The sequence below is a fragment of the Neisseria sp. 27098_8_158 genome (assembly GCF_041433145.1).
GTDB lineage: Bacteria > Pseudomonadota > Gammaproteobacteria > Burkholderiales > Neisseriaceae > Neisseria > Neisseria subflava_E.
The window spans coordinates 453,263-479,857 of the sequence record NZ_JAPWAZ010000001.1; the positions used below are offsets into that span (position 1 = coordinate 453,263).

Genomic DNA, 26,595 nt, shown 5'->3' on the forward strand with positions numbered 1-26,595 from the left:
CAGACGGCCTAATTATTATGCGTTTATCATAAAGAATAATTGCTGATGAAGCCTCTTGTCCTACTATTATCTATAGTTCTATTACCAACTGTAGTCCTAAGAGTTTGTATAGAGCGGTGTGCATGAGTATTATCAAAATAGCAAAAAATATTTAGTTCAAACATACAGTGAAACTGCCAAGGATAGTACTAAAAGAGAGTGATAAATTTCATAATACACATTAGTAGAACTAACTGAGCTTTCCATTATTACCTTAGGCTGTCTGAAAACTAATATCTTCACTAGAAATCTAAAACAATCTATTCCTTTGACTTACAGGTATTGAAATGACTCTAAAAAACAAATCTATTATTACGGTAGTTTTACTATTAATTTCTTTCATATTAGGCTGTTACCTTTCAGGCTTTATCCTGCTGCAATGGTTAGGCTTAGATAAAACGCCCTTACTACTTACAACATGGTTCAAATACTATAATACGTTGGATATTCCTCAGGTTGCTAAATATTCACTGCAAATTAAAACATCAGGAATTGTTGGATTTGGTTTTACTTTTCTGATTGCCCTGCTTGGTTTAATTCCTATTTGGCGCACTGCCTCCCAAAGTCTTCATGGGGAAGCACGATTTGCAGGGATGGCTGATTTGACAAAAGCAGGATTTTTCAAACAAACAGATACTTCAATTGTCGTCGGTAAATACAACGGCAAATTGTTACATTACAATGGCCAGCAATTCGCATTGTTGGCAGCGCCGACACGTTCAGGTAAAGGTGTCGGTATCGTTATTCCGAACCTGTTAAGTTATAAAGGATCGGTAGTTGTTTTGGACATCAAACAGGAGAACTTCAATTTAACTAGCGGCTACCGCAAAGAAGTATTAGGTCAGGAAGTCTATTTGTTCAACCCGTTTGCCGAAGATGGAAGGACACACCGTTGGAATCCGTTTACCTACGTTTCTTCTGATCCTGACCAGCGAGTATCGGATTTAATGTCGATAGCTGCAATGCTATATCCTGATGGAGATAGCCGTGATAAGTTCTGGGTAGCGCAGGCAAGAAATGCGTTTTTGGCGTTTTCACTTTATTGTTTTGATGAGCATGAAGCAATGGCTGACTTTTCTGTGGAGGGCAAAGAAAATGAGCCAGCTTGTACATTAGGGAAAATATATCGCCTTTCATCAGGTAATGGAACAGAGCTCAAGGAGTATTTTACATCTTTATCACAACAACCATATCTCAGCGAGGCTACAAAAACTGCTTTTTCCGGTTTAATCTCTCAGGAAAAAGAAACCTTTGGTTCTATCATGGGTACGTTTAAAGAACCTCTCAACCCATGGATTAATCCCGTCATTGATGCCGCCACTTCCGCTGATGATTTTCTGTTGACTGACGTACGTAAAAAGAAAATGACTGTTTATATCGGCATTCTTCCTAACAAACTTGCTGAATCAAGAGTCATTGTTAACCTCTTTTTCTCTCAACTTATCAACCAAAATACGAAAGAGCTACCTCAGGATAATCCAGATTTAAAACACCAATGTATGTTGTTAATGGACGAATTCACAAGTATCGGTAAAGTTGAAATTATTGCTCATTCTGTCAGCTATATGGCAGGTTACAACATTCGCCTATTTCCGATTATACAATCAGTTGCCCAGCTGGATGCTGTTTATGGCAAAGAATATGCACGTACTATTATCACTAACCATGCTTTGCAAATCATCTATACACCTAGAGAACAGCAGGATGCAAATGAATACTCTGAAATGTTGGGCTATACTACAGTGAAAAGAAAAAATATCAGCCGTGGTCGTGAACGTAGTGTCTCGGAAAGCGAAGAGCGCCGCGCACTGATGTTGCCGCAAGAGTTAAAGGCAATGAGCCAAGATAAGGAAATTATCCTTTACGAAGGTATGTCACATCCGGCGCAAGTGGGGAAAATCCGTTATTACCAAGATGGGACATTTACTAAACGATTGATGGGGTCAGTAAAGGTCGCCTCATTAAAAGGAAAACGGTAATAGTAATGAAAGTTCGAGGCCGTCTGAAAATGAAATTTGCAAAATGACTAAAAAGGAATTTATATGAAGCTATTGGCAATTACAGCCATATTAACTGTATGCTTGATGACTTCCTGTACTCCGCAGATTAGTAATAAAAATATTAAGGATTCTTCCAAGATGCAGAATATAGAAAAAGAAATAACTATGGAACAAGTGCGCAATCGTTGCCGAAGTATGTTGCACAAAGTGGAAAATCGGGATGATCTAATCAAGCAGATGTATGATACGGCTTTTAAAGATGACTGCCTGTATGCAATGTATGCGCTAGAATTAGAAGATATTTGGCAAATTCCAGTTGTTGAAGGACATGTTAATAATCATTTCGAAAATTTTACTTCCCCTATTGGATTATATGTGGCAGTACGTCATACCTCATATAAAACCAGTTTCATTATTTTACCGACCAAACAATATTTCAAAGAAAAAATAAGTATTTTTCCTGAAAACAGATTTCCTGATTTTTTACCAAAGCCTAAGGAGAAAGAAATGCCTCCTGAGTATGGAGATTATTATCCACGACGTGGAACTGACCCGATTAAAGAGCTGGTTGATTACTACTGGCGTGAAAATGGTCGTGAAATAATTGCAGCAAACAACGGTTCTGGAGCAATTACAGCATTTACTTTTTATAGTAATACAGAAATGAGTCCAATGGGTTATTGATACAGAGACTAATATATAATGACTAAATTAAACGAAAAAGCAGAAACTCAATTAAGAATATTAGGTTTTCATAATAAACGGTTCAATTCCACTATGTCAGAATTGGACAGGATAAAGGCAGATTATGAGCTGGTTAGACAAATTAATCAGTTTAGCAGTAACGGACAAGGTTTTTTCGAAGCTAAAGATAGCAAGAGTAATGCATACTATAACTCTAAAGATAGAAATATCTATTTTCTACCAGGTTCAAAGTATACTACTGCCACAGCAGTAGCCCATGAAATAGGACATGCATTGGGTAAATATCAGGCTAAATCAGCGAGTTATTATAATACTGCTAAAGCTTATGCTCAAGCACGAGGCTATGGAGAAGCAGAGGCAATCTTTAATGAAGCACGTATGATTGCTTATGAAGAGCGAAATAATGGAAGTGCCTATAGTACTAAAATTAGCGGTGATCTTTATCCTTATATCAAGGGTAAATCTTTTGAGCAAGTTAAGGATTTGATTGCTCGCCAAAATATGTATGGTATGCGTCCAAATTCAGAAGAAAATGAATCGATTAAATTGAGTTATTATGAAAAGGATATTTATTACTTTCTGAATACCCGTACCAATTTTGCCAAAGACTTTTCTGAGGCATTCTTAAGGCCGGAAGATAAACAAGTATTTGTTAAACATATGGCAAATTATGACACTTTTGGAAATAAGGGTAACAATAAAGTCGTTGCTGATGGATCATATAGCCGTGATAGTTTATTAATAGGCAGATCTAAGACTTTCTTAAAAAGTGGTGCATATATGTATGGAGATGCCGGTGATGATATTCTAAAAGGTACTAATCAAAATGACATTTTATTAGGCGGTAGTGGTAATGATGTTTTAGCCGGTAATTCCGGAAGAGATAAATTATTTGGTGGTAAAGGACATGACAAATATCGTGCTGATAATTTAGATATTATCCGAGATTCAGACGGCAAGGGTGAAGTGTCATTAAATGGCCATATATTACAGGGTGGTGTACGTGATTTATCTCAACCAAACCGTTTCGTTTACCGTAGTGCTAGAATGGTATATGAATGGGATAGAAATACAGGGACATTAGATGTAAATGGTCTTAAAATTGAAAATTTCAAAAATGGTGATTTAGGAATTCATTTAAAAGAACAAAAAACAGGCCAAAAAACAGGCCAATATAATGATGTTGTTAGAGTACATTCTGCTACGGGAATAGATGGTATTAAGATTTTGCGTCAACCTCGGAATACCAACATGGCTCATACTCCAGCTCCTAGCAATGGGGATGATATGTACACTAATCAGCCTTTGAATTTGGAAGCAATCCCACAAAATGCCCAAAATATCTATCAGCAGAGTAAAAAAATTTTTACTGAATTCTGTAATAAAAAAGATATTATCTACGATGAAAGAAGCCTAGATAATATTGCTATGGCGCTGGCTGCTGAAGGGTACGCAAACAAAATGAGAGGTGCATCTCTTATTAATATCAAAGAAAATGGACATATTCTTATTGGTGATAAGGCTCCTGAATTAAGAACTGCTTCTGTGGATATGCAGAAAGCTGCGGTTACTCCGATAGAGGAGAGTATTATCAAAGTACAAGCAACAACTCAGCAATTTGAATTAGAAACACAACAAAAGCAGTTAACACAAGCCAGAGGGCTGAGTATTTCTTAGGCTAAAATGAAAAATACAGCTAAGGTTCAAATATTATTGTAATTAAATTTTTGAATAAACTTATTTTAAATATGGATGAATTAAACTCAACAATTTCAGCAGATTTCTTAGATTATCAATATGAAGTATTGGGAATTACCTCTTTCTTAAAAGATCCTGATGTGACTGAGATTTGTATTAATAGACCAGGAGAGGTATTTTTAGAAACCTCTCAGGGTTGGAAAAAGGTAGAAGTAAATACGCTAAACTTTGATAGGGCACGTCAGTTCTGTACTGCTGTTGTTAATGAAAGTAATACTGGTCAACGAATTACAGAGGCAGAGCCGATGGTATCGTTGACATTCCCAACAGGACAACGTGCCCAATTTGTGATTCCTCCTGCCTGTGATGCAGGAAAAGCTTCAATTACGATCCGTTTGCCATCAAAACACACAAAGAGCTTAAGTCAGTATAGTAAAGATGGTTTCTTTAGTCAGATTATTGAGTTAAATGGAGAATTATCTCCTCAAGATAAGGAATTAGTAGAACTGAAGAACAATCGGAACTACGAAGAATTTTTTAAAAAAGCCGTTGAATATAAAAAGAATATAGTCGTTTCAGGTGCAACTGGTAGCGGTAAGACTACTTTCATGAAAGCATTGGTTAATCACATTCCTTTAAGTGAGCGACTAATCAGCATTGAGGATGCTAGGGAGCTATTTATTCCTCATGAAAATGTAGTTCATTTACTTTACTCAAAAGGTGGACAAGGTAGTTCAAATATTACGGCAAAAAGTTGTATGGAATCCTGTCTGCGTATGAAGCCAGATAGAATTATTCTAGCAGAGCTACGTGGTGACGAATCATTTTATTTTATTCGAAATTGTGCATCTGGACACCCGGGATCTATTACAAGTTGCCATGCTGGTAGCACGGAACAAACATGGGATCAATTAGCATTAATGGTAAAAGCTTCACCAGAAGGAAGTGGTCTGGAGTTTGAAGTTATTAAAAACCTGCTTAGACAGACCATTGATATTGTTGTGCACATTAAAGCTCATGCTGGACAACGTTATATTACGGGTATTGATTTTAATCCTATCAAAACTTGATATTGAACATGATGCAATTGAAGCAATATATCATTTGGATGATACAGAATGTGTGAAACATAAAAAGCAACCGTAGGTTTATGTTGTTAAGGTTGTGGCTTAAAGGCCGTCTGAAAATCTTTCAGACGGCCTTAATGCTTTACTACTTAAAACCATCAGGTTCATTTAGCGGAATTCAAACAGCTCTTGATGCAATGAGAGTGTCTTAAGACTTCCTGCAATTATGACTACCACAAAGCCATAGGCTGCGAGTTTTACTATTCTGAACGCCTTGTGCAATATGATCAGTGGACAATCTTTGAGTTTCAGAAGGAATATAGTAGAACGTAACATTCGCTTGTTGAGCTAAATCTTTCCATTGGTCGATTATTTCTGCAGATAAATTTCTATCGGCATGGAACCAGTCAATCGTTTGAAAGGCGTAAAACCAATACTGTTACTCACCCAAATTTGTTCATTTTTATCTGAAAAATTGAAGCGGCCATATGCACCATCAATTTGAATGGTATCGCTGATGTTCAAACGTTGAGGCAGACGATGGGTGTAGTCTCCCAAGTCTTTGATAATAAGATTGATTTGTTGATTTTCAGGATTCCAGTTGGAAGCGATGGTAAATGGGTGGCTTTCTCCATGTGCAGGTAAAAAGAGGAATTGACCGGCTGGTGCCTTGCCATTTTTGCGCATTCAGGGTAAGTGAAAGAAGGGAGCCGTTTTGGTTCATGGCAGTTACTGTTGCCGTTTGCGGTTTACCAATGCGTTTAAAGAGGGCGGGGAGCGAACAAATACTACCGAAGAATAGGGCGGTAGCCAGCAACCAGCCAAGTGGCTGAGCCCAGTAAGTAAAGTTTGCCAATACAATGGTGTGCCATACAAGTGCAAGATAGACTGGGACAATTAAGATGTGACGTTTGGCAAACCAACGGTAGGGAATAAGTTGGATCAGTGCGATAACCAATAAGACGACTGCAACGTAAAAAGCAATCTCACCCACTTCTTCAGCAAAATGACGCTGGGTAACCAACCAATCTTTTAAAGTCAAGACTTCCTGCATCGGCGGGCGCGGCGGCTTTTTGCCGTCAAACAGTCCGAGTTTTACCAGCCATTTGGGAAATTGCTTACTGGTCCAATGCAGGATACTGCCTGAAAGGGCAATTATGCCCAACCATTTATGCAGGCGGTACATTTTATCCAATCCGCCAAATAGTCCTTCCAACATTTTGGGATGTACTGCAAGAATCATACAAGCACTCATGGCCAGTATGCTGATGCTACTGGTGAACTGTAATAATAGGTTGCGTATGGGAAATACACCCACTTGTCTGGAAATGGCGCGGCAAACAGCCATAAAGCGAATATGCCGCCGAAAAAGACGGCTAAGGTCAGTTTGAGATTTCTCATTTTGGTTGTTCCTTATGGATGGGAATATGAAGCGGCCTGTGCCGTTTGCGGGGATTGTATGTGGGGAAAATTAGATGGAAATTATTGGTGTGGGTAAGGGCGGGAAGGGTTTACCTGTTGAGGCCGTCTGAAAAGTACAGGCTGCTTTTTGGGTTTCCAGATGACCTCCAAAGCAGCCTGCACCCAGGTATCTTGGATTGACTAACGAGAGCTATCTGCCAAATACTTTCCGCCAGGCATTCGGATTGATTTTAAACTTGGCTTTAAACTGCAAACGTAGGTTTGCCGCGCTGCCGAAGCCGCTTTGTTCGGCGATGCGTTCTATCGGCAAATCCGTATTTTCCAATAAATCCTGCACCTGCCATAGCCTCTCTGTTGTGAGCCACTCACCGAAATTCATGCCTGTGGCTTGAGAAAAATGGCGGATAAAGGTTCGGCGGGAAACAGCTAATTTTTTTGCCAAATCGTCCAAGCGGTATGGGGTCGCAAGGTTTTGGCGCAGTTCGTCCAATAAGTGATTGATTTTGTCATCGGCAGTACGACGTTCGACAGGTCGGTGGATAAACTGTGCCTGCCCGCCTTCGCGGTGTGGTGCCGCAACCAAGGTACGGGCAAGGTCGTTGGCAACGGTTGCACCGTGGATTTTGCGGATGAGGTACAGGCAACAATCCAGCCCGCCCGCCGCACCTGCCGATGTTAAAAAGTTGCCGTCTTCCGCATAAAGGCGGTTGGTATCCAGATGAATTTTAGGGAAACGGCGGACAAAGTCGTCTTCGGCAAGCCAGTGGGTCGCGGCGGTTCTGCCGTCTAAAAGTCCTGTGTAGGCAAGGGCGTAAGTGCCGTAACATAGGGCGGTGATATGTGCACCACGTTGTACTGCTTTCTGTAAATGCGCGCTCAACTCGGGTGTCGGGGCTTCTTCAATATTGCGCCAGCCTGCGATGACGATGATGTCGGCTTCTTCCGTCAAATCCAAGCCGCCGTGTACGGGAATGCTTGCGCCCAGTGCCGTAATAACGTCTTTGCTGTCATCGGAACAGATTTTCAGGTCAAAGAGCGGATTGTCCCGATAGGTCGTCTGAAAAACAGAAAAGGGAATGTTGAAGACAAAATCATTCATGCCCGATTGAGCATATAACACGATTTTGGGAACAGCTTGATTTTGGCGAAACTCGTTACGCTCGTTTTCAGACGACATTTTGGCACTATCCTTGCGTTTGTTGGCAATATTGCCTATTTTAGCCGATACACCTGCTGCTTAAAATACGCTCCATGATTTTTTAAGGAGCAACATCATGAAATTCAAGCAATTTATTCTTGCCACTGTTTTGGGCGCGACAGCCTTTTCCGCTTGGGCAGACGATTCATACCAACATATCCGTAACGCTACCGCCAAGGTCGAATATGCGGGGCAGACGTTTTTGATTGACCCGTTTTTTGCCCCCAAGCATTCCATGAACGGCTTTGCCGGCACGTTCAATAACCAAGCCAAAATGCCGCTGGTCGGGCTGCCGATGAGCGTGAATAAAATTTTGGACGGTGTGGATGCAGTCATCGTTACCCATACCCACGAAGACCATTGGGACGAAACCGCCGCACGTTCCATTCCGAAAAAACTGCCCGTATATGTGCAGCACCAAGCCGACGCGGCAAAAATCCGCAGCCAAGGCTTTACTGATGTACGCGTGTTGAACGGCAGCACTGTCTTCAACGGCGTAACCATCAGCAAAACCGGCGGCGTACATGGTACAGAAGCCATGTATGCCAACCCGCAGCTAGCCGAAATCTTAGGTGATGCAATGGGTGTGGTATTCCAAAGCAGCGGACACAAAACCGCTTATATTATGGGTGATACTGTGTGGACGGCAGATGTAAACAAAGCATTGAACCGCTACAAACCCGATTATCTGATTATGAACACGGGCTACGCGCTGATTTCAGGCATTTCAGACGGCATTATTATGGGGACGGCTGATGTATTAAAAGCCAGCCAAGTCATGCCTAAAGCCAAAATCATCACCGTACACATGGATACCGTGAATCATACCGCCGTCAGCCGCGCCGATATGCGTAAATTTATACGCGGTCAAGGCATTGAAAGCCGTGTGAACGTTCCGGAAGACGGAGAAATCCTGAAACTGGATTGATAAACGGCTCATTACCCTAAAGCAGCCTGCACTTTGCTTTTTAAAGTGCAGGTTGTTTTATTTTTTCGCCGCTTTTGTTAAACCGTCTAACCATGCTTGATGGCCGTTTACCATTGGATTTGGCACAGTTTCTGCCAAGCCTTTGGCGAGTTTGCCGATTTGGCTTTCTTCGGTTAATACACGCACGCGGTTGTTAGGCAGGCTTTCTAAAATCCAAGCGCCGAAAATTAAAGTGGTGGTGTTGGCGATTAATGAAAGCATCGTACAAAATCAGCTTGAACAGCAGTAAATTGACTTTGCGGTGGTTACACTAGACTTCCAAGCACAGGATATTCACGCAAAAAATTTGTATGACGAACGCTATATTTGTGCCGTTCGCCACGATCACCCAATAGCCCAACAAACAGAACTTACCCTTGAGCAATTTTGCCAGTTAGAGCAAGCCTTGATTTTCTACCTATCATGGCAGCAGCTTCAGCGGTGTTACCGACCAAGCCCTGCAAGCGATGGGGCTACAAAGAAATGTCAGCCTATCGGTACAAAACTTTATTGTCTTGCCTGAATTGCTGGAGCAAAGTGATTTATTGACAGTCGTGCCTGAGCGCTTGATTACTCATTTAAACAATCTTAAACGCTTTGAGCCCCCCCCCCCTTGAAATTCAAGGCTTCACCAAAACATTGATTTGGCACGAACGGACACATAAAGATCCTGCGTATCGCTGGGTTAGGGAGCTGATTGAAAAGGCTTGTTTGGTTGAAGAAGAATGATGAATGCTAATGATAGGTATGATAAATTTCCCTTTATGGTCTGTAAAAGCGTGCAAGCCAATGTACTTTTAAAAGATGCAGTAAAAAGGCATAATTGAAGCCCTCATTTTTCAGAATTATTTGTTGTAGGAGCAGAAGATGAATATTTTATTATTAGACGGTGGTAAAGATTTCGGGCATTCACATGGCGAATTGAACCACACGCTTCACAAAAAAGCGAAAGAAATTTTGACCGCACTTGGACACAATGTAAAAGAAACCGTGATTGATGCCGGCTATGATGTTGAAGCAGAAATCGAAAAATTCTTATGGATGGATGCAGTGATTTGGCAGATGCCGGGCTGGTGGATGCACGAACCTTGGACAGTGAAAAAATACATAGACGAAGTATTAACCGCTGGACACGGCAAACTTTACCACAGTGATGGCCGCCATCGTGTCAATCCAACCGAAGGCTACGGCACAGGTGGTTTGTTGCAAGGCAAAAAACACATGCTTTCACTTACATGGAATGCCCCGATTGAAGCGTTCACTCGTGAAGGAGACTTTTTCGAAGGCAAAGGTGTGGATGCGTTATACATGCACTTCCACAAACTCAACGAATTCATCGGCTTGACCCGTCTGCCGACATTCTTATGTAACGATGTGATTAAAAATCCACAAGTAGCACGATACTTAGCAGACTACCAAGCACACTTGGAAAAAGTGTTCGGCTAATGGCAAAAAAGGTGGGTAAAAATGCCCACCTTTTTATTATTGTTTAATGGTTGTAATCATTGTAAATGAGCTACATCGTTAAGTTGCTCAATATGAAAACCGCTTTCACTATTGTATTTCACAATACTGATCGAAGTATTTAACAATGACACGGATTTACCCTCATCACGATGGTTTTCCCAAGTCGCTCCGCCTAGTAAGGATAATAAAAGCCGCAAGGTATGTCCATGCGATACCACTAAAATATTGGCTCCCGATTGATGTACTTTAATGATATCGTAAAGGGCGGCCATTGCACGTACTGCTAATTGTTCAAAGGTTTCGCCACCATTGCTTAATGCTTTATAAGATGCCGGGTCATTGGTCAGTTGTCTGAATTCGGTTAACTTCCGCAGGTCAGCGATCTGCATACCTTCCCAACTTCCAAAAGATTGCTCATTTAGTCCACAGTGCTGAAAAAGAGGAATAGGACGCTGACCGATAATATGGCCAGCCGTATCAATGGCGCGTTGTAAAATACTGGAATAAGCAGCGGTAAATTCTACTTGTTGTAGCGCCGCCCCGGTTTTCTGAGCTCCTGCAATCCCTTGTTCGGTCAGTGGTGAATTACCGGATCCCTGCAAAAGCCCCTGTTCGTTCCATTGGGTACGGCCATGGCGAATAAAATAAAATGTGAGCTGTTTTGACATCATAATTCCTTGGAGAACGGGAAGTATAGGGTATAACTAACTTATGATGCAAAGGCCGTCTGAAACGATAATTTCAGACGGCCTTTTTACTTTAACGTGTGCCGTTTAGATACGGTCGTGCCTGGAGGATAACAAGCTTACCCTTGTCAAACGCCCATTCGATATCCTGCTCGCCATTAGCAAATAGCTGTTTGATTCGTTGGCCGGTTTGGTCAAGGCGACGTATTTGTTCTTGATTCATCACGTTGCCACTGGTTACGGGCACCTCCCGTACTCCACCGTTTTTATCCAGTTGCAACGCTGTGGTTTCATTAGAGGAGCTGAGACGTTGTACAGAATCATTGCGACGGTTATAGACCACCTGTTCGGCTACCCGTTTGCCTTCAACGACACGAATACCCAACCCGCGTTTGGCGGCAATGTAGGAGCTGTTTTTCTGAGCAGTATCATAGGGATTGATGGTAACCAACACGCCTGAGAGATCTGCATTGATGCTTTGTTGCACAAAGACACTCATTTTCACGCTATCGTGAGGCAGTCCGGCAATACGGCGGGCTTCGTATGTGCTGTAATTGAAGACGGAAGCCCAAGATTGCTTCACCGCTTCGACCAACGCGTTTTCATCGGTCACATTTGGCACGGTGGTGTACAGCCCTGCGCCGCTGAAATTTGGCAGGTCTTCGGAATTAGAGGAGCTGCGGACAAACACGCCTTTGCTGTTTAATTGACTACGCCATTGTTCAGCCCATCTGTGTTTCCATTCCGATGGGATTTCGGCATCGGTAATTTTTTTCTGCAGTGTGAGTAAAGCAGTGCGGCGCTTGCGGTTGTCTCCACCACTTTGCGTTTCGATTTGTATCAGTGTTGCCGCGTTAATACCCAGTCTATCCATCATGGCTTGATAGTAAGCAAAGGGAATGCAGAATCCGTCAGGTACATTACTGCCTGCAATATGGGCGCGGATATGGCCGAGGTTGGCAGCCTTACTGCCGCAGTAACGGCTGTCATCACGGTGCAGGTTTGCCAAAGCTCGAAGGCTGTAATCGGAAACATCAGGTTGAGGCAGGGTAAGGCCGTCTGAAAAGCTTTTGCTGGTAGTGTTCCGGTTGTTTTGGACAATTCGGTATTGCTTAGCAGTCGCTTCAAATTCGATACGACGGCCAATATATGGGGCTAGGATTTTTTCTGCGTCTTTAAGGTAAATATTGGGAATCCCCCAGCCGCGTGCCAATACATTCACATGCGATAGTGCAGTGGATGGTTTCTCACTGATAATCCCTGCCACAGGTGGCAGCTCTAGGGGAACCTCTTTCAAAATAATAATATCGTCGGCGCCAACATTATAAAGATCATCTTCTTTGGCAATAACGCGTAATGTGCCTATCGCTTTGCCTTGGTTTAGAGGCAGATAGGGGAAATTCTTAATCAAACTTTCTTGTGTAATAAAAGGAACTTTGCTTTGTTCAGCAACGGTTTCCTGCCATAAAGAATTGGTTTTATAACGCAACGGAGCGTAGAAACTGTCTTTCAGACGGCCTGCCGCCAATTTCAACAATTCAGGCGTGATTTTATCTCCTTCCCAAAACTCATAAACATATTCCTGAGTACTATTCTGCCAACTGATAGTACCAAACAGATAACGCCGATTAGGACTACGGTATTGTTGATTCAATTCAGATTTTGACAGCATGGGTTTCAAGATAGTAGCCAGATAGTGCTCGTGCAGCCGAAATTTGGGAGTATTGATGTAGTCGGTACGGCCGTCGTCTTCACGATCGATGAGAAAGAGGATATGAGGAATTTCATATTCATTACCTTGCTCATAGATACGCGAAAGTAAGTCAAAATCGGCTTGGCTTTTGATTGCAGATAACGCAGGAACTTGTGTTTTAACTGGAGTGACTGCAGTTTGACGCTTTTCAGACTCGTAATAAGAAGGCTTACGCGCCGTTGGTGCAGCCGTATCGACTGTCTCAGCTTCAGGACGGCATGCTGAAAGTAAAAACAATATTGGGAGGCAAAAAGCAGGTTTCATGATGTTGTCGGTTATCCAAATCAGATGAAAAGAAATATACCTATTGTAAAAATCTAAATCAAACTGTTTGTTGCCTGGATAAATCAGTTTTATCATCTGATATTAAATAGGCCGTCTGAAATTACGTTTCAGACGGTCTTTTAGATTGTCAACACTCCTAAAATATTCATGGACCTGAATACTTTAAAACAAGTTATTGAAATTTAGAAGAAGGAAGAAGAAATAGAAAAAACGATGAGTAGGATAAGGTAAAGTAGAATTTCCAATATTTCTTAAATATTACCATTCAGACTGTATTTTCCCCATTAATCACTATCTATTTACCATCAGTATCATCTTAGTTAAGATGTCTGAATATTGTTATAAACCACAATTTAGAGTAACGTGTAAATACGTTGAAGCATCAGACAATCAACGAACATGAATGTATCCTGATCAAGTTATCTTAAAGTAATATTTAATTTGCTCATGATATTGAATAAGGATTTTACTGATGAAACCTTTTATCCTGCTGCTATCTGCAGCTTTATTGTCAACTTTTAGCCTAAATGCTTGTACGGATAGAAATAATATGAGTGTCCAAGAACAAACAGAAGCACGTTTCAAATTGAACCCCGAGCCGAAACAACCATACAGGATCAAGGTTAAGATTAATAATGCACCGGGGCCGATGAAACCTATAAACGATATGTATATTGGTTATGCAGCAAGAAATTGTTCTTATACCATTAGTCGGTTGGCAGGTGCGAAGGCATCTCCTGAAAAAAATATTCCAATCAAAATGAATTTGGTCGGACATGATGAATACGAAGTACTCTTCTATGCTGATGCTGTACTGGATGAAGATTATTTCGGAGAAGGTGTCTGCCAGTGGAAGCCTGAAAATTTTGGAGCTTCATTTAAGGCGACTGGTAAAAAGGAAGAAACTGAATTCAATATCAGCGATGTAATGGAAAATCTTGAAAAAGAAAAAACACTGACCAAATATTATTGGAAGCGAGGGTATCCGTATGATAAAAATGAAGATGGTTTACCAGATGAAAGAATAGCCCCTGATTTTGGGGAAAATACTTTGGAAGGTTATGGACCGGGACCTCATAATGTCAATGATTTTTTTAGTATTACCGTTACTTTAGAGGAAATTAAACCATGATCCAACTAAGCAAACAAGAACATGCCGACCTTGCCCAAGATTCCTATGAAAACCATGTGGTTACTCTCTAATAAAACCTTAGTTTAGATGTCTGTACCAATGAGATTGTTGTCGCTTATAGGGGGGGAGACGTCATCGACAGAGAAAACAGTAAAGAACTAGTAGTCGGTGGCGAAAGAATGTTATGGCTTGAAGGTGGTCTCAGATTGAAGGGCCCAAAAAATGTGGCATGGTTCTGGGTGTAATTTGACGGCTGCTGCCTATGATTTAACAACCAATTTGACTTATCGTGAAAGCGAAATCATCAAGTTTTATGCCCGGAAAGGTAGCAATACGACTGACCTTATTCAGTTTACCGTTATCAATACTGCACTGGTAATGGGTGTCCATGCCGATACCACTGACAATACGGTAACAGTTAAAACCATTATGCCGACAGAAAAAGGGGATATTGCCGATATGGTTAAAATTGTGAGCAACCAATTTGATTCTGGTATTAAGGTTGGCGATATAGCTATATTGACAGAGGATGCCGTAACGGGGATGTCGGCTGAAAAAGCAACTGCTGTAAAAAGGCGGCTCATACCGACTACGAATATAAAAAATCTGCAATGGCTGGCTGCGGGAGCGGTGAAGGCTATGGATTTTTCAGACGGCCTTATTGACCGCAGTTACATTCCCGAATATGCCAAGAACACCCAATTTATTCGTGGTCAGCGCCGTCTGAATCTTTATGCTTACGATGCCGACATTACTATGTGGCAGACAAGCACTAGATACAGTATCCGTTTTACCCGAGGAAATTCCGCCAAAGGCGCCCTTGAATACGCAATCGGTTATGCCAAATCCCAAGTTTCCAAGGTAAGGGTCAGCACTAATTGTAGCCTGACGAAATAGAGTAGGGCAAAGATAGTGAATTGTGCCAACTTTGTTTTTACTTATTCAAAACAGATTAGATGGTCTTATTTTCATTAATTCTATCTTTTTTCTCTCTGCAATTAGTTATTATCACTTATAAATACTGTCAATCCCTATATTTTAGTTTCCGCCGTTTCTCCTACTTTTTTCAATCTTTCCTTAATCATGTGCGAACCTTTGCTTTTTCAATCAATGACGTTATTTATTAGAGAAATGTTTTCACTATCAGCCTTAACAATCACTATTAAAATGCGCGCCGATGTTCTGCCGCCTTGCGTATGCGGCTTGGGCTACGGCGAGGCTGCATTCGAGTAGGTTGCTGTTTTCGTATTCGGGCGCGGTGTGCGGCTCGGCTTGGTTTTGCTTCCAAAGCTGCAGTTGGGCGATGGCGCGGCGCAGGTCGGTATCGTTGCGGAGGATGCCCAGATGGCGTTGGTTGAACGCTTGCAGGGTGGGGCGGCTGAATGCGTTTTGGAGGCCGTCTGAAAAGATGTCTGTTTCGGCGGAGGGGCTTTCAGACGGCCTTTGGAATGGTTCGATTTGGAACGCTTGGCCGTATGCGATGGCTTGGGCGGCAAGCCTGGCGGTAACGACGCATTCGAGCAGGGAGTTGCTGGCGAGGCGGTTGGCTCCGTGCAAGCCGGTGCAGGCTGTTTCGCCTAAGGCATAGAGCTGTGGCAGGGAGGTTCTGCCGCTGGGGTCGGTTTGGATGCCGCCGCAGGTATAGTGTTGCACGGGGCGGACGGGGATGGCTTGGCGCGTGATGTCCAAGCCGCATTGGGACAGGCAGTGCCGATGGATGGACGGGAAATGCTGGCGGACGAACGCTGCGGGTTGGCGGCTGATGTCGAGCGAGACGAAGTCTTGCGTTTGCTTGGCGATTTCGGCGGCGATGGCGCGGGCAACGATGTCACGCGGCGCGAGTTCGGCGCGGCGGTCGTAATGCGGCATAAACCGTTCGCCCGATTGGTTGGTCAGGATGCCGCCTTCGCCGCGCACGGCTTCGGAAATCAGGAAGGTACGGCCGTTTTCAGACGGCCTTGCCAAGCCTGTGGGGTGGAATTGGATAAATTCGAGGTTTTCGACTGCGCAGCCTGCGCGTATCGCCATGGCGATGGCGTCGCCCGTGCATTCGGGCGGCGTGGTGGTGGCGGCGTAAATCTGTCCGAGGCCGCCGCCTGCGAGTACGGTATGGCTGGCACGGATGCTGTAGGTTTCTTGCGTTCGGCGGTCGAGGACGGTCAGTCCGCACGCTGCGCCCGATTCGGTTTGAACATCCAACGCCATCTGCCGCTCGCAAACGTGGATGTTCGAGCGGCGGCGTATTTGGGCAATCAGGCTCTGCATAACTGCTTCGCCCGTGTAGTCGGCGACGTGGGCGATTCGGCGGCAGGTGTGCCCGCCTTCGCGCGTCAGGTGCAGGTCGTTATTATTTTGGTCGAACGCCACACCCTGCGCCAGCAGCCATTCAATTGCCGGTTTGCCCTGCGACAGGATGGTGCGGACGGCGGCTTCGTCGCACAAACCTGCGCCCGCTTCCAAAGTATCGGCAACGTGTTTTTCGATGTCGTCCTCTCCCGACCACGCCGCCGCAATCCCGCCTTGCGCATGACGGCTGGCGGTGTCGTCCAGCCGGTTTTTGCACAAAATGACGATGCGGAACGATTCAGGCAGCGACAGGGCGAGCGTCAGTGCCGCCAGCCCGTTTCCGGCAATCAATACGTCGCAATCGGTTTGCATGGTGTTGTCCTTGTTTGAGAGGTCGTCTGAAACGGTATAGTGGATTAAATTTAAACCAGTACGGCGTTGCCTCGCCTTAGCTCAAAGAGAACGATTCTCTAAGGTGCTCAAGCACCAAGTGAATCGATTCCGTACTATTTGTACTGTCTGCGACTTCGTCGCCTTGTCCTGATTTTTGTTAATCCACTATAAATGCGGACGGCAAATCAGGCGGGGCCCATACCGTTGAACACATCTTTTTTCTTCAGCCCTGCCGCGAAGTCGAGCATACGCTGCAAAGGCAGTTTGGCGGCTTCGCCCAGCTTTCTGTCCAACAGGATTTCGTTACGTCCGCTTGTCAGGGCGTATTTGATGCCGCCCAGCGAATTCATCGCCATCCACGGGCAGAACGCGCAGCTTTTGCAGCTTCCGCCGTTGCCCGCCGTCGGGGCGGCGATAAATTCTTTGTCGGGCGCCTGCTTTTGCATTTCGTGCAGGATGCCTAAATCGGTCGCCACGATGAATTTTTTTTCAGGACGCGATACGGCGGCTTTGAGCAGTTTGCTGGTCGAGCCGACCACATCGCCCAGTTCGATGACGCTTTGCGGCGATTCGGGATGAACCAGCACCACGGCGTCGGAATGTTCCGCTTTCAACGCCGCCAGCTCCTGCCCCTTGAATTCGTTGTGGACGATGCACGAACCCTGCCACAGCAGCATATCCGCGCCCGTTTCGCGGCGGATGTAGTCGCCAAGGTGGCGGTCGGGTCCCCAAATCAGCTTCTCGCCGCGCGATTTCAGATACGACACGATTTCCAACGCCACCGAAGAGGTTACCACCCAGTCGGCACGCGCTTTTACGGCGGCGGAAGTGTTGGCGTACACTACGACCGTACGGTCGGGGTGTTGGTCGCAAAACGCTGAAAACGCTTCTTCGGGACAACCCAAATCCAAAGAACATTCCGCTTCCAAATCAGGCATCAGCACTGTTTTTTCAGGGCAGAGGATTTTCGCGCTCTCGCCCATAAAGCGCACGCCAGCCACTACCAATGTACCGGCTTCGTGTTCTGCGCCGAAGCGTGCCATCTCCAACGAATCGCCCACGCATCCGCCCGTCTCCAAAGCCAAATCCTGAATCAGCGGATCAACATAATAATGCGCCACCAAGACCGCGTTTTTTTCCTTCAGCAAAGCCTTGATTTCGTCTTTCAGACGGCCTGCCGTCTCGCGGTCGGGTGTGTCGGCAACCTTCGCCCACGCCTGACGGATTTGGCAGGCGGAAGTCGGCGTCTGGATGAGTGGCATATCGTAATCGAACGAGCGGCGGGCGGCGGTTTGCATGATGTTTCCTTGTAGCTGGTTTTCAGACGGCATAAAGGTTTGCCGTTTATATTTTGAAATAGTTTTATATTATGCTCAAATTGAGTATAATATGCAAGGTCGTCTGAAAACCGCTTTGGTTTACAATAAGGTTTTCTCTTGAATGAAAGCCACGCATGGATGCCTATCCTGAAACAGCGGTCAATCCGCAAAGTATCGTCGAGCTTGTTCCTGTACTAATCGCCATTACAAACGGCAGCTTGAGGGTTTTGACAGTTGCCCAGGGAGAGCTATTACCCAATGGCTTGCTTGCACCGCTTCGCCACTCCCTGCAAGCAGGGGTCAGGATGTGGGTTGCCAAACAGACATCACAGCCTATGGGCTATGTAGAACAGCTTTACACGTTTGTGGATACGAGCCGCCAAAATGAACAAGGCCTGCCTGTCTTATACGTCAGCTATTTAGGACTGGTGCGCGAGGTGGCCGACAACATCCTGCATCCCGATGCGAAATGGCAGGACTGCTACTGCTATTTTCCGTGGGAAGATTTGCGTACCGAAGGCGGACAGCGCGATACCATTGTCAGCCGCCTGCGTATTTGGGCAAACTCGGCGGACACGGAGGAAGTCCGCCAAAAGCGGCTCAAGCGCATTCATTTGTGTTGGGGGGTCGAACCGGAAAACTGGTCGGAAGAATACGTTTTGCAACGCTATGAAATGTTGTATGAAAGCGGCCTGATAGCGGAAGCCGCCGAGCCGCAGGCAAACTTCGACTTCGCGCTCACGGGGCAGCCCATGCGCCACGACCACCGCCGCGTGCTGGCGACCGCCCTGTCCCGCCTGCGCGCCAAAATCAAATACCGCCCCGTGATTTTCGAACTGATGCCGCCCGAATTCACGCTGCTGCAACTGCAAAACAGCGTCGAAGCCATCAGCGGCAGATTGTTGCATAAGCAAAACTTCCGCCGCCAGATTCAGCAGCAAAACCTCATCGAGCCGTCGGATACCGGCGTATCAGGCAGTAAAGGCCGTCCCGCACAGCTTTACCGATTCCGCGACGATGTCCTGCCCGATCAGCTGATTTCTGATATCGGACTGCCGCTGGGTAGCCGCTAACTGATTTTCAGACGGCCTCAAATTAAATTTTGCCCCATCAGGCAAATATCAATATTTTTCAACAAAGGAACCTTCATGTCGTCTGAAAACAATCTTCTTCCTCTACCCGATACCCTGTTGCGCCCCATGGTAGAACAAGCCTTGAGCGAAGATCTGGGCAGGCGAGGAGATATTACGTCCGCAGCTGTCATCGCTCCCGATAAAACTGCCAAACTTTTCCTGAACAGTCGTGAGGACGGCATAATCGCAGGCATGGACTTGGCGCGCCTCGCCTTTCAGACGATGGATCCGTCCGTCCGTTTCCAAGCCAAAATCCAAGACGGGCAAGCGGTCCTCGCAGGTCAGACGCTTGCCGCCGTCGAAGGCAACGCCCGTGCGCTGCTTGCCGCTGAACGCACCGCGCTCAATTACCTCACACACTTGAGCGGCATCGCCACCGCCACCGCTCGCGCAGTAGCCGAAGTTACCGGTTACAATGTGGACATCGTGTGCAGCCGCAAAACCATCCCACTGCTTCGCATCCTGCAAAAATACGCCGTCAGAGCAGGCGGCGGCGTGAACCACCGCATGGGCTTGGACGACGCCATCCTCATCAAAGACAACCATCTTGCCTACTGCGGCAGTATCGCCGAAGCCGTACGGCAGGCAAAGCAGGCGGTCGGACCGTTGACCTGCGTGGAAATCGAAGTGGACAGGTTGGCACAACTGGACGAAGCCATCGTGGCGGGCGCAGAACGGATTTTGCTGGACAACATGGATGACGAAACCTTGAAAGAAGCGGCAAACCGCTGTCACACGCAAACCGCCCACCCACACACCGTCTATTGCGAAGCATCGGGCGGCATCGGCTTCGACCGCCTGAAGCGCGTGGCACAAACCGGCGTGGACGGCATCGCCCTCGGCTATCTGACCCACAGCAGCCGCTCGTTGGACATAGGTTTGGATTTCGTGGCTTAAATTTCGAGTCTGCTATAAAGCAAAGGCCGTCTGAAATATAGACGTTTCATTTTCAAGCAGCCTTTTTGATTCCAAAGCAGAAAATATAAAAATTATGCAGGTTAGCTTCAACTTTCATATAACATAAAAGAGTAGGGCATAACTAAGCCATCATGAAAAAAGCCGTCTGAAACCCAATGTTCAGACGGCTTTTTACTCCCAAAATGATTAATTGATCATTACCATTTTCCAGTTATCCCAATACGGATTGTCCTGCCCGGTGCGGGCATATAGGAGCGGCTCATCGGGTCGAGGTAGTAGCGGTTGGTCAGGTTGCTGCCCACAAGCTCGGCGGTCAGATTTTTGCCGATTTTGTAGCGCAAATAGGCGTCCCATACGGCGACAGGCTGCCAACGCATGGTATCTGTATCCGCTTGAAGATTATAGTCATTGATACGGTTTAATTGATCGTAATATGCCTGCCATACCGTACGGCGGTTTTGATACACACGGCTGTGATAATGAAAGCGGATGCCGCTTTCCAGCTTGTTGCGGAAGAAGCGTCCGCCCAAATCAGCATCAATCGACCAGCGCGGTTGAACCATACTGGCAAGATAACCGTTATCGGTCAAACCGCCGTAATTGCATTCGGGCGCGGGAATAAATCCGCCGCCAGTCAAGTAACTGGAATCATGTACACTGGAAACGGAAAAAGATTTGTCGCAAACTTTGTTTTTGAGCGTACGCAATACGCCGACTCCTCCAAAAAACCTGCCGCTGTCGAAGCGTGCCTGTAACTCCACGCCGGTACGGATTTGTTTGTCGAATTGCTCGAATTCAAAATTCTCGTCCCTGTCGATGATATTTTTGGTTTTGTTGCGGAAGTAGTTGATGCGGAAATCCGCATTTTTCATTTTGGGAAACAGTCCAGTTAAATCATGAATGTAGCCGACTTCCCAGTTTTTGGCGTGTTCGGGCTGCCAACCGTATCCCATTCGTGCAAATGAACCCGCAGCAGTCGAGAAGCCATAAGTCCCCTCAAATATGCTGGGGAAACGTAGGGATTCGGTATAGCGCAGATAGGCTCGGGCATTATCGGTAAAATTGACGGCGGCTGAGAATGCAGGAGCCCATCCGCTGCCACCCTGTTTGTGGGCACGCTGCAGTTCGTTAGGTGTAATAGGAGCCCTATACATTCTTAGAATGTCATAATTAGGTATATATTTTTGAACTACGCGCGGACTGTCGGGATTGCTTGGATCATAAGCAGGATTGACAGCTTGACTATGCAACTCTGGAATAGCAAACCAAGGATGATTGGCAGGATTCAGACGACCTTTGTCGTCTTTCAGCCAATAGTATTTCAGCTTATCCAGCCTTGGTCTGTTTTCGTCATGAAAGGGAGTAAGATTTAATATTGCCACCCCTCTATCATCTATTACGATACTGTCTCTTGCCGCATTGAATTCGTCATTGTTAACCGCATTCAGATAATCACGATATTCCTGCTCGGTTGCTACACGGGTAAACTGAAATACCTGACCTCGATTGACTTGTAAGGGATTGTTGTATTTGTCAAATCCGGTTTTCAACCGCTCGTTGTCGTCCTGTATCTTGAAGTTGGTATAGCGCGCTCCTGCCGTCAGAGTCAGCCAGCTCATCGGCTGGTAGCGGAAATTGAAACCAAAATTCCATTCTCTGCACCTACCGTTTCTCGGCTCGCCGAATCTTGTCAGCTCGGTATTGGTAACCAATTGCTTTGCTTCTATTTCCTCCCTGTATTTGTCCAAGCCGTCATGGCTCAATTCTTCTGATACGGGTATTGTTAGCATAGTAGGCATTGCCCTCTATGGTATTGAAGCGTCCGTTGGTATTCGGAAGCTGTTCGACGACATTCGGTTTTTTCGTGTAACCCAATGCCTCATACATGCGCTTGGTTTCTTCATTGTAGGTATTCCAGCGACTCATCACAGTTTTCCACATCATTAAATTGTCCACCCTGTCTTCATACAGGGCGTCGCCGGGCGAACCGCCTGCAGTATTGGTTTTGGATTTGGTACGGGTCGTCCACAATGACGCATCGAAATCTATCCAACGGCTGCCTTCGGGCTTCCATGAATAGTCGATATTGTAGGAACGCTGTTTCACCCATGCCCTCGGCCACTCCGCAATTTTATTTAAATTGTCGGGCGTACTGAAAATCGGGCCGATGACGCGGGAAGGCATGATTTCGCCGAAAGTGGAATCGGTATGGCGCAGGCCGAATTTGAGCGTTTGGCGGTTCGGCAGGCGGAAGGTGGTTTTACCCAGCCATGATTTATTTTCCAGCGAAGTATTGGTTACCTCTCCGCCCGGATGATAAAAAAGTCCGATACGGGCAATATCGGGTGCGCCCAGCATGGCTTCACTACCGTAAAATTTTTCGCCTCTTGCAGCGGCATCTGCAACCCGTCTGTTTAATTCATTTACCGTTTCCATTGTCCAAGGACCGATATAGCCGTAGCGCTCCGCCCCTTTTTTGCCGGAAAAATAATTGCCTTTACTGCGGTAGGCATAGGCGAGCATGGTATCGAAATTGTCCTGCTTGGTGGCGGCGGCAATGCGGTAGGCTTTATCCTCCCCAAATCTATTGCGTCCGCTGAAACGTTGATTGACGCGGTCGGTATCATCCAACATCGCCCGCCAAATACCGCCAAGTGCGACAGCAGGCGCATCCAATGTCCGATAATCGACCGATTTTTCATAGACATTGGCACGTTGTTTGATGGAATTATTGGAAGCCTCCGCCTTCACTTCAAAGCCGTATTTCTGCCCTTCGGGGACAATATCGTCGGCATCAATGGTTTTCAGGGCGACGGAGCCGCCTATGCCGCTTTTCATATCGCGGCTGAACGAAGGGCCTTTTTCGATGGAAACGCTGCTGATGATGTTGGGGTCGACGTAGTTGCGGTTGTTTGCGCCTGCGTAGCCGCGCCAGACGGTAATTGCCTGCTCCGTGCCGTCAATGGTAACGGGAATCCGTCCCTGTCCCTGTACGCCGCGTATATTGGGATCCAACGCGCCGCTGTTGCGCGCGTCGCCGCTGTACACGCCGGACATACCGCTTAAAAGGTCGGATACGGTGTTGCCCTTGAAGGTTTCGACTTCGTTTTTGCTCTTGTAAAGATTGACGATTTCGCGGGTATAGACGCGGTTTTTACCGATTTCGTCTTTATTGCGTGTGCCTTTGACAGTTATGGTATCGAGAATAACTGTCGAATTATCTGCAGCATAAACGGCAGGGACGAAACCAATGGCGGCGATGCAGGCGGAGAGGGTGGTGACTTTGATCGGTTGCATAGAATGTATCCATATAACTTGATTGGTAAGGCCGTCTGAACAAGACAGACCGGAAATAGATGCGATTACACTCTGACTAAAATAATACAAATGAGTTTGATTATTATTTATAATTTTATGAAATTCTAACTAATTTTTAATAATATGGAAATGTTTTTTGAGTTTGAGGTAAATAGAAGGGTGAGAAATAAGAGGAACAAATAAAAACTTGTTTGAATATTTCAGACAGGCTTGGATTCGGATTCCAAATGCAACATCCGAATACCAGTGGTTGGAACAGATTCAAGAATAAAACACTTGGCGTTTCGTGGCTAAATGTTTTCCTCTGCGATGTACTTCTCGATCATTGTCGATGATGGTGTCGGCCTCCTAATTGCCGATGCGGGATTTTTGGTCGACAACGGCAGGTCTGTTTTCTATGCCGACGCGGTCGGGCACTTTGCCTCTGATCCATGAATTATTTATCCAGCTACGTCATACTATATTTTGCGTTTTTGAAGTGGTTTTTAGTGCTATCTTGTGGTATCTAAACTTGCAAAAACCGCCTATTTGTTTTATAAATGCAAACCATTTTTATTCAAATAATAAGGTTGTGTAATGAAAAAGAAAGCGATTGCCTGTGTAATAGGGGCGGTTTTTTCCGGACAGTTATATGCGGCTCAGATGTCGGTGGCTCAGGCAGAAATAGAGCCTGTGGTGGTCACGGCTGACCGTAATGCGCAAACCTTGGATAAAGCGGCGCCGAATGTGTCGGTTATCGGACGTAAAACCTTGAATCAAGCCTCGGCGCAGAATTTGGACGATATCGTGATGTATGAATCCGGCGTCAGCGTGCCGTCAGACAACAACCGCCGCGGTCATGCCGGTATCAATATCCGAGGCATAGACGGCAACCGCATTCTGATGATGGTGGATGGCGTGCGCATTCCCGAATCTTATGCAGGCGGCGGCTCCAACGGCGCGATTTCGGGACGCGATATGGTCGAAAGTGACACGCTTAAGCAGGTCGATATTGTCAAAGGCCCTTATTCCGCGCTGTACGGCAGCGACGCGCTCGGCGGCGTGGTGAACATGGTGACGCTTTCTCCGAGTGATTTCGTCGATGCGGGCAAACGCGGGCATTTCGGTTTGAAACACGGCTACCGCAGCCGCGACCGCAGCCATGGAGTTACTGCGACTGTGGCAGGTTTCCATGAAAACGCTGAAGGTCTGCTGATGCTGACGCGCCGTCAAGGTCATGAAACCGAAAATATGGGCAGCGATACCAGCTACTCGACTGCGCGTACTGCCACCAATCCACAGAAAAACAATGCCTACAATATCTTGGCGAAAGGCAATATCGGCAACGAACGCCACCGCTTGGAAACTTTGTACGAACAGTATTACCACGCCAACGATACCGTATTGGCAAACGGCTTGGGTTCGCAATCGCACGGGCCGGTAACCATCGCAACATCTGAGAGCAATGCTCGCGACCGTATCCGCCGTCAACGTATCGAAGCGGGCTACCGCTACGCTGGCGAAGGCCGTCTGAAAGAAGCCAACCTGACTGCCTATCAGCAAAAACTGCGTACGGAAGACGATGCTGTCGATGCGAGTATTACGCGTATGGGCGCGCGCCAATTAGGTAACTCGACCCGTTATTCCGACTACGGTTTCAATCAGACCATACGCGGGCTGAACGGGCGCGGCGTGTGGGAATTTGACGGCGCGGTCAAACAAACCGTCGTTGCCGGCGCAGAATACAAACACACTGAGACCGCCCGTCCGCGCGACAGCCTGACAGTGGACAATCTGACCGGCGCCGTCAGCAAAGTTTATGCAGGCAGCACCTATCCGAATAAAACCTTCCCCGACAGCAAGCGCAAAACGTTCAGCGTTTACGCGCAAGACAGCCTGACCTTCGGCAACGGCATCGTCCTGACCCCGGCCTTGCGTTACGAAAAAGACAAGCTGAACACGTCGACCGACCAAGCCTATCTCAACGCCAATCCCAGCGGAACGGCGACGCGCTTTAGCGATTCCGCGTTTACGCCCAGCCTGCGCCTGAGCGTGCCGATGGGTGAGCAGTTCACCGGTTTTGCCACTTATTCCCAAGGCTTCCGTACGCCGCCGTTTGACAGCGCAACCATGGCGTTTACCAATACGACCTACGGCTATGCCGTCATTCCCAATGCCAAACTCAAATCCGAACGCTCCAACAGCTTTGAATTGGGGATGAAGTTCAAAAACGAACGCGCCCGTGCGCAAGTCACCGCGTTCTACAACCGTTACCGTAACTTCATCAACCGCACTGAAATCGGCACCTCCACCGTTGGCAGACGCCCGATTATCCAGTACCAATATCAAAACCTTGATCACGTCAAAACCTACGGTGCCGAAGCTTCTGCCGCCTACAAATTCCTGCCGGGCTGGCAAGTCTCCGGCAGCATCGCTTGGATGCGAGGTGAGCAGCAGGACGGCAAACCATTGGATTCCGCTTATCCGCTTAACGGCGTTTTGGGTTTGGATTACACGCAGGAAAAATGGGGTGTCGGCACCAAGCTGCGCTGGTCGAAAAAACACAGCCGCGTCAGCAGCGACACTGTTTTCCAAGCGCCGGGTTATGGCGTATGGGATGTCGGCGCGTGGTACAAGCCGTTTAAAAACCTTGAAATCGGCGCAAACATCTACAACGTCGGCAACAAAAAATACTGGCAGCACGCAGACGTTGTCGGCATGAGCCGTACCAGTGTGATGGACTTGTACACTGAAAGTGGCCGCAATTTCGCCGCAACCGTACAACTGAAGTTCTAATGTGATTCAACCGTTTTCAGACGGCCTGAGAAAG

Annotated in this window: 20 protein-coding genes and 1 pseudogene; 12 read left to right on the forward strand and 9 right to left on the reverse strand. The window is 46.2% G+C overall.

From position 1 onward, the window contains the following. Positions 1–326 precede the first annotated feature (326 nt). From O3681_RS02215 to virB11, 4 genes are all read left to right on the forward strand, one after another. Positions 327–2,018, forward strand: coding sequence for a type IV secretory system conjugative DNA transfer family protein (locus O3681_RS02215; protein WP_371459175.1), 1,692 nt, complete (start codon positions 327–329; stop codon positions 2,016–2,018). Between the two features lie 63 nt (positions 2,019–2,081). Continuing rightward, a complete protein-coding gene (locus O3681_RS02220) occupies positions 2,082–2,723 on the forward strand; it encodes a hypothetical protein (RefSeq protein ID WP_371459176.1) in 642 nt (213 codons plus the stop codon). A gap of 18 nt (positions 2,724–2,741) precedes the next feature. After that, complete coding sequence (locus tag O3681_RS02225; protein WP_371459177.1) at positions 2,742–4,421, forward strand: type I secretion protein; 1,680 nt, start codon at positions 2,742–2,744, stop codon at positions 4,419–4,421. Between the two features lie 71 nt (positions 4,422–4,492). Continuing rightward, the gene (virB11, locus tag O3681_RS02230; protein ID WP_049329383.1) at positions 4,493–5,512 is read left to right on the forward strand and encodes a P-type DNA transfer ATPase VirB11; all 1,020 of its coding nucleotides are present in this window, start codon (positions 4,493–4,495) and stop codon (positions 5,510–5,512) included. A 366-nt stretch (positions 5,513–5,878) separates the two neighbouring features. Here the strand turns inward: virB11 and O3681_RS02235 are convergent, their stop codons facing one another. From O3681_RS02235 to O3681_RS02245, 3 genes are all read right to left on the reverse strand, one after another. Further along, positions 5,879–6,196 (reverse strand): FAD-binding oxidoreductase, encoded by a 318-nt coding sequence (locus O3681_RS02235; RefSeq protein WP_234394571.1) that lies wholly within the window; start codon positions 6,194–6,196, stop codon positions 5,879–5,881. Next, positions 6,099–6,764, reverse strand: coding sequence for a ferric reductase-like transmembrane domain-containing protein (locus tag O3681_RS02240; RefSeq protein WP_371459178.1), 666 nt, complete (start codon positions 6,762–6,764; stop codon positions 6,099–6,101). The genes O3681_RS02235 and O3681_RS02240 overlap by 98 nt, the downstream gene beginning before the upstream one ends. A gap of 357 nt (positions 6,765–7,121) precedes the next feature. Then, positions 7,122–8,108: a GlxA family transcriptional regulator gene (locus O3681_RS02245; protein WP_109428280.1), complete on the reverse strand. Its 987-nt coding sequence runs from the start codon at positions 8,106–8,108 to the stop codon at positions 7,122–7,124. Positions 8,109–8,205: 97 nt separating this feature from the next. Between O3681_RS02245 and O3681_RS02250 the strand changes: the two genes are divergently transcribed. Next, entirely contained in the window at positions 8,206–9,057 is an 852-nt protein-coding gene (locus O3681_RS02250) for an MBL fold metallo-hydrolase (protein WP_371459179.1), read from the forward strand. A 57-nt stretch (positions 9,058–9,114) separates the two neighbouring features. Here the strand turns inward: O3681_RS02250 and O3681_RS02255 are convergent, their stop codons facing one another. Further along, positions 9,115–9,318, reverse strand: a complete 204-nt coding sequence (locus O3681_RS02255; RefSeq protein WP_371459180.1) for a hypothetical protein — start codon at positions 9,316–9,318, stop codon at positions 9,115–9,117. 40 nt (positions 9,319–9,358) lie between these two features. On the opposite strand from O3681_RS02255, the gene O3681_RS02260 reads away from it, so the two are divergent. Further along, positions 9,359–9,619 (forward strand): hypothetical protein, encoded by a 261-nt coding sequence (locus O3681_RS02260; protein ID WP_371459181.1) that lies wholly within the window; start codon positions 9,359–9,361, stop codon positions 9,617–9,619. Positions 9,620–9,963: 344 nt separating this feature from the next. Further along, the gene (locus O3681_RS02265) at positions 9,964–10,542 is read left to right on the forward strand and encodes an NAD(P)H-dependent oxidoreductase (RefSeq protein ID WP_254346425.1); all 579 of its coding nucleotides are present in this window, start codon (positions 9,964–9,966) and stop codon (positions 10,540–10,542) included. Between the two features lie 56 nt (positions 10,543–10,598). Here O3681_RS02265 and O3681_RS02270 read toward each other — a convergent pair whose 3' ends face one another. Beyond that, complete coding sequence (locus O3681_RS02270) at positions 10,599–11,231, reverse strand: histidine phosphatase family protein (protein ID WP_314590755.1); 633 nt, start codon at positions 11,229–11,231, stop codon at positions 10,599–10,601. Positions 11,232–11,322: 91 nt separating this feature from the next. After that, positions 11,323–13,266: a PEP/pyruvate-binding domain-containing protein gene (locus tag O3681_RS02275; protein WP_371459182.1), complete on the reverse strand. Its 1,944-nt coding sequence runs from the start codon at positions 13,264–13,266 to the stop codon at positions 11,323–11,325. A gap of 493 nt (positions 13,267–13,759) precedes the next feature. Between O3681_RS02275 and O3681_RS02280 the strand changes: the two genes are divergently transcribed. Together O3681_RS02280 and O3681_RS02285 are read left to right on the forward strand one after the other, a co-directional pair. After that, complete coding sequence (locus O3681_RS02280) at positions 13,760–14,419, forward strand: hypothetical protein (RefSeq protein ID WP_234394576.1); 660 nt, start codon at positions 13,760–13,762, stop codon at positions 14,417–14,419. A gap of 222 nt (positions 14,420–14,641) precedes the next feature. Next, positions 14,642–15,316 carry a hypothetical protein gene (locus O3681_RS02285; protein ID WP_371459183.1) on the forward strand — a complete coding sequence of 225 codons (675 nt, stop codon included), beginning with the start codon at positions 14,642–14,644 and terminating at the stop codon, positions 15,314–15,316. Positions 15,317–15,568: 252 nt separating this feature from the next. On the opposite strand, the gene nadB is transcribed toward O3681_RS02285, so the two are convergent. Then, on the reverse strand, positions 15,569–17,077 hold the full coding sequence (gene nadB / locus O3681_RS02290) for an L-aspartate oxidase (protein ID WP_371459184.1): 1,509 nt from the start codon (positions 17,075–17,077) through the stop codon (positions 15,569–15,571). 206 nt (positions 17,078–17,283) lie between these two features. Next, entirely contained in the window at positions 17,284–18,396 is a 1,113-nt protein-coding gene (nadA, locus tag O3681_RS02295) for a quinolinate synthase NadA (protein ID WP_371459185.1), read from the reverse strand. Between the two features lie 155 nt (positions 18,397–18,551). Here nadA and O3681_RS02300 point away from each other — a divergent pair, with 155 nt between their 5' ends. Together O3681_RS02300 and nadC are read left to right on the forward strand one after the other, a co-directional pair. Beyond that, entirely contained in the window at positions 18,552–19,490 is a 939-nt protein-coding gene (locus tag O3681_RS02300; RefSeq protein ID WP_314513084.1) for a hypothetical protein, read from the forward strand. A 75-nt stretch (positions 19,491–19,565) separates the two neighbouring features. After that, positions 19,566–20,447, forward strand: a complete 882-nt coding sequence (nadC, locus tag O3681_RS02305) for a carboxylating nicotinate-nucleotide diphosphorylase (RefSeq protein ID WP_371459186.1) — start codon at positions 19,566–19,568, stop codon at positions 20,445–20,447. Between the two features lie 218 nt (positions 20,448–20,665). On the opposite strand, the pseudogene O3681_RS02310 reads toward nadC, so the two are convergent. Beyond that, a pseudogene (locus O3681_RS02310) lies at positions 20,666–23,765 on the reverse strand (TonB-dependent receptor domain-containing protein). A gap of 597 nt (positions 23,766–24,362) precedes the next feature. Between O3681_RS02310 and O3681_RS02315 the strand changes: the two are divergent. Beyond that, positions 24,363–26,561, forward strand: a complete 2,199-nt coding sequence (locus O3681_RS02315; RefSeq protein ID WP_371459187.1) for a TonB-dependent hemoglobin/transferrin/lactoferrin family receptor — start codon at positions 24,363–24,365, stop codon at positions 26,559–26,561. Positions 26,562–26,595 lie beyond the last annotated feature (34 nt).

Excerpts from the sequence above, each read along its gene's own strand:
- O3681_RS02240 (WP_371459178.1), bottom strand. The coding sequence starts at position 6,764 with ATGAGTGCTTGTATGATTCTTGCAGTACATCCCAAAATGTTGGAAGGA.
- O3681_RS02270 (WP_314590755.1), bottom strand. The coding sequence starts at position 11,231 with ATGTCAAAACAGCTCACATTTTATTTTATTCGCCATGGCCGTACCCAA.
- O3681_RS02280 (WP_234394576.1), top strand. The coding sequence starts at position 13,760 with ATGAAACCTTTTATCCTGCTGCTATCTGCAGCTTTATTGTCAACTTTT.
- O3681_RS02275 (WP_371459182.1), bottom strand. The coding sequence starts at position 13,266 with ATGAAACCTGCTTTTTGCCTCCCAATATTGTTTTTACTTTCAGCATGC.
- nadB (WP_371459184.1), bottom strand. The coding sequence starts at position 17,077 with ATGCAAACCGATTGCGACGTATTGATTGCCGGAAACGGGCTGGCGGCA.
- O3681_RS02235 (WP_234394571.1), bottom strand. The coding sequence starts at position 6,196 with ATGCGCAAAAATGGCAAGGCACCAGCCGGTCAATTCCTCTTTTTACCT.
- O3681_RS02315 (WP_371459187.1), top strand. The coding sequence starts at position 24,363 with ATGAAAAAGAAAGCGATTGCCTGTGTAATAGGGGCGGTTTTTTCCGGA.
- O3681_RS02225 (WP_371459177.1), top strand. The coding sequence starts at position 2,742 with ATGACTAAATTAAACGAAAAAGCAGAAACTCAATTAAGAATATTAGGT.
- nadA (WP_371459185.1), bottom strand. The coding sequence starts at position 18,396 with ATGCAAACCGCCGCCCGCCGCTCGTTCGATTACGATATGCCACTCATC.
- O3681_RS02250 (WP_371459179.1), top strand. The coding sequence starts at position 8,206 with ATGAAATTCAAGCAATTTATTCTTGCCACTGTTTTGGGCGCGACAGCC.
- O3681_RS02255 (WP_371459180.1), bottom strand. The coding sequence starts at position 9,318 with ATGCTTTCATTAATCGCCAACACCACCACTTTAATTTTCGGCGCTTGG.
- O3681_RS02265 (WP_254346425.1), top strand. The coding sequence starts at position 9,964 with ATGAATATTTTATTATTAGACGGTGGTAAAGATTTCGGGCATTCACAT.
- nadC (WP_371459186.1), top strand. The coding sequence starts at position 19,566 with ATGTCGTCTGAAAACAATCTTCTTCCTCTACCCGATACCCTGTTGCGC.
- O3681_RS02245 (WP_109428280.1), bottom strand. The coding sequence starts at position 8,108 with ATGTCGTCTGAAAACGAGCGTAACGAGTTTCGCCAAAATCAAGCTGTT.
- virB11 (WP_049329383.1), top strand. The coding sequence starts at position 4,493 with ATGGATGAATTAAACTCAACAATTTCAGCAGATTTCTTAGATTATCAA.
- O3681_RS02215 (WP_371459175.1), top strand. The coding sequence starts at position 327 with ATGACTCTAAAAAACAAATCTATTATTACGGTAGTTTTACTATTAATT.
- O3681_RS02300 (WP_314513084.1), top strand. The coding sequence starts at position 18,552 with ATGGATGCCTATCCTGAAACAGCGGTCAATCCGCAAAGTATCGTCGAG.
- O3681_RS02285 (WP_371459183.1), top strand. The coding sequence starts at position 14,642 with ATGTGGCATGGTTCTGGGTGTAATTTGACGGCTGCTGCCTATGATTTA.
- O3681_RS02220 (WP_371459176.1), top strand. The coding sequence starts at position 2,082 with ATGAAGCTATTGGCAATTACAGCCATATTAACTGTATGCTTGATGACT.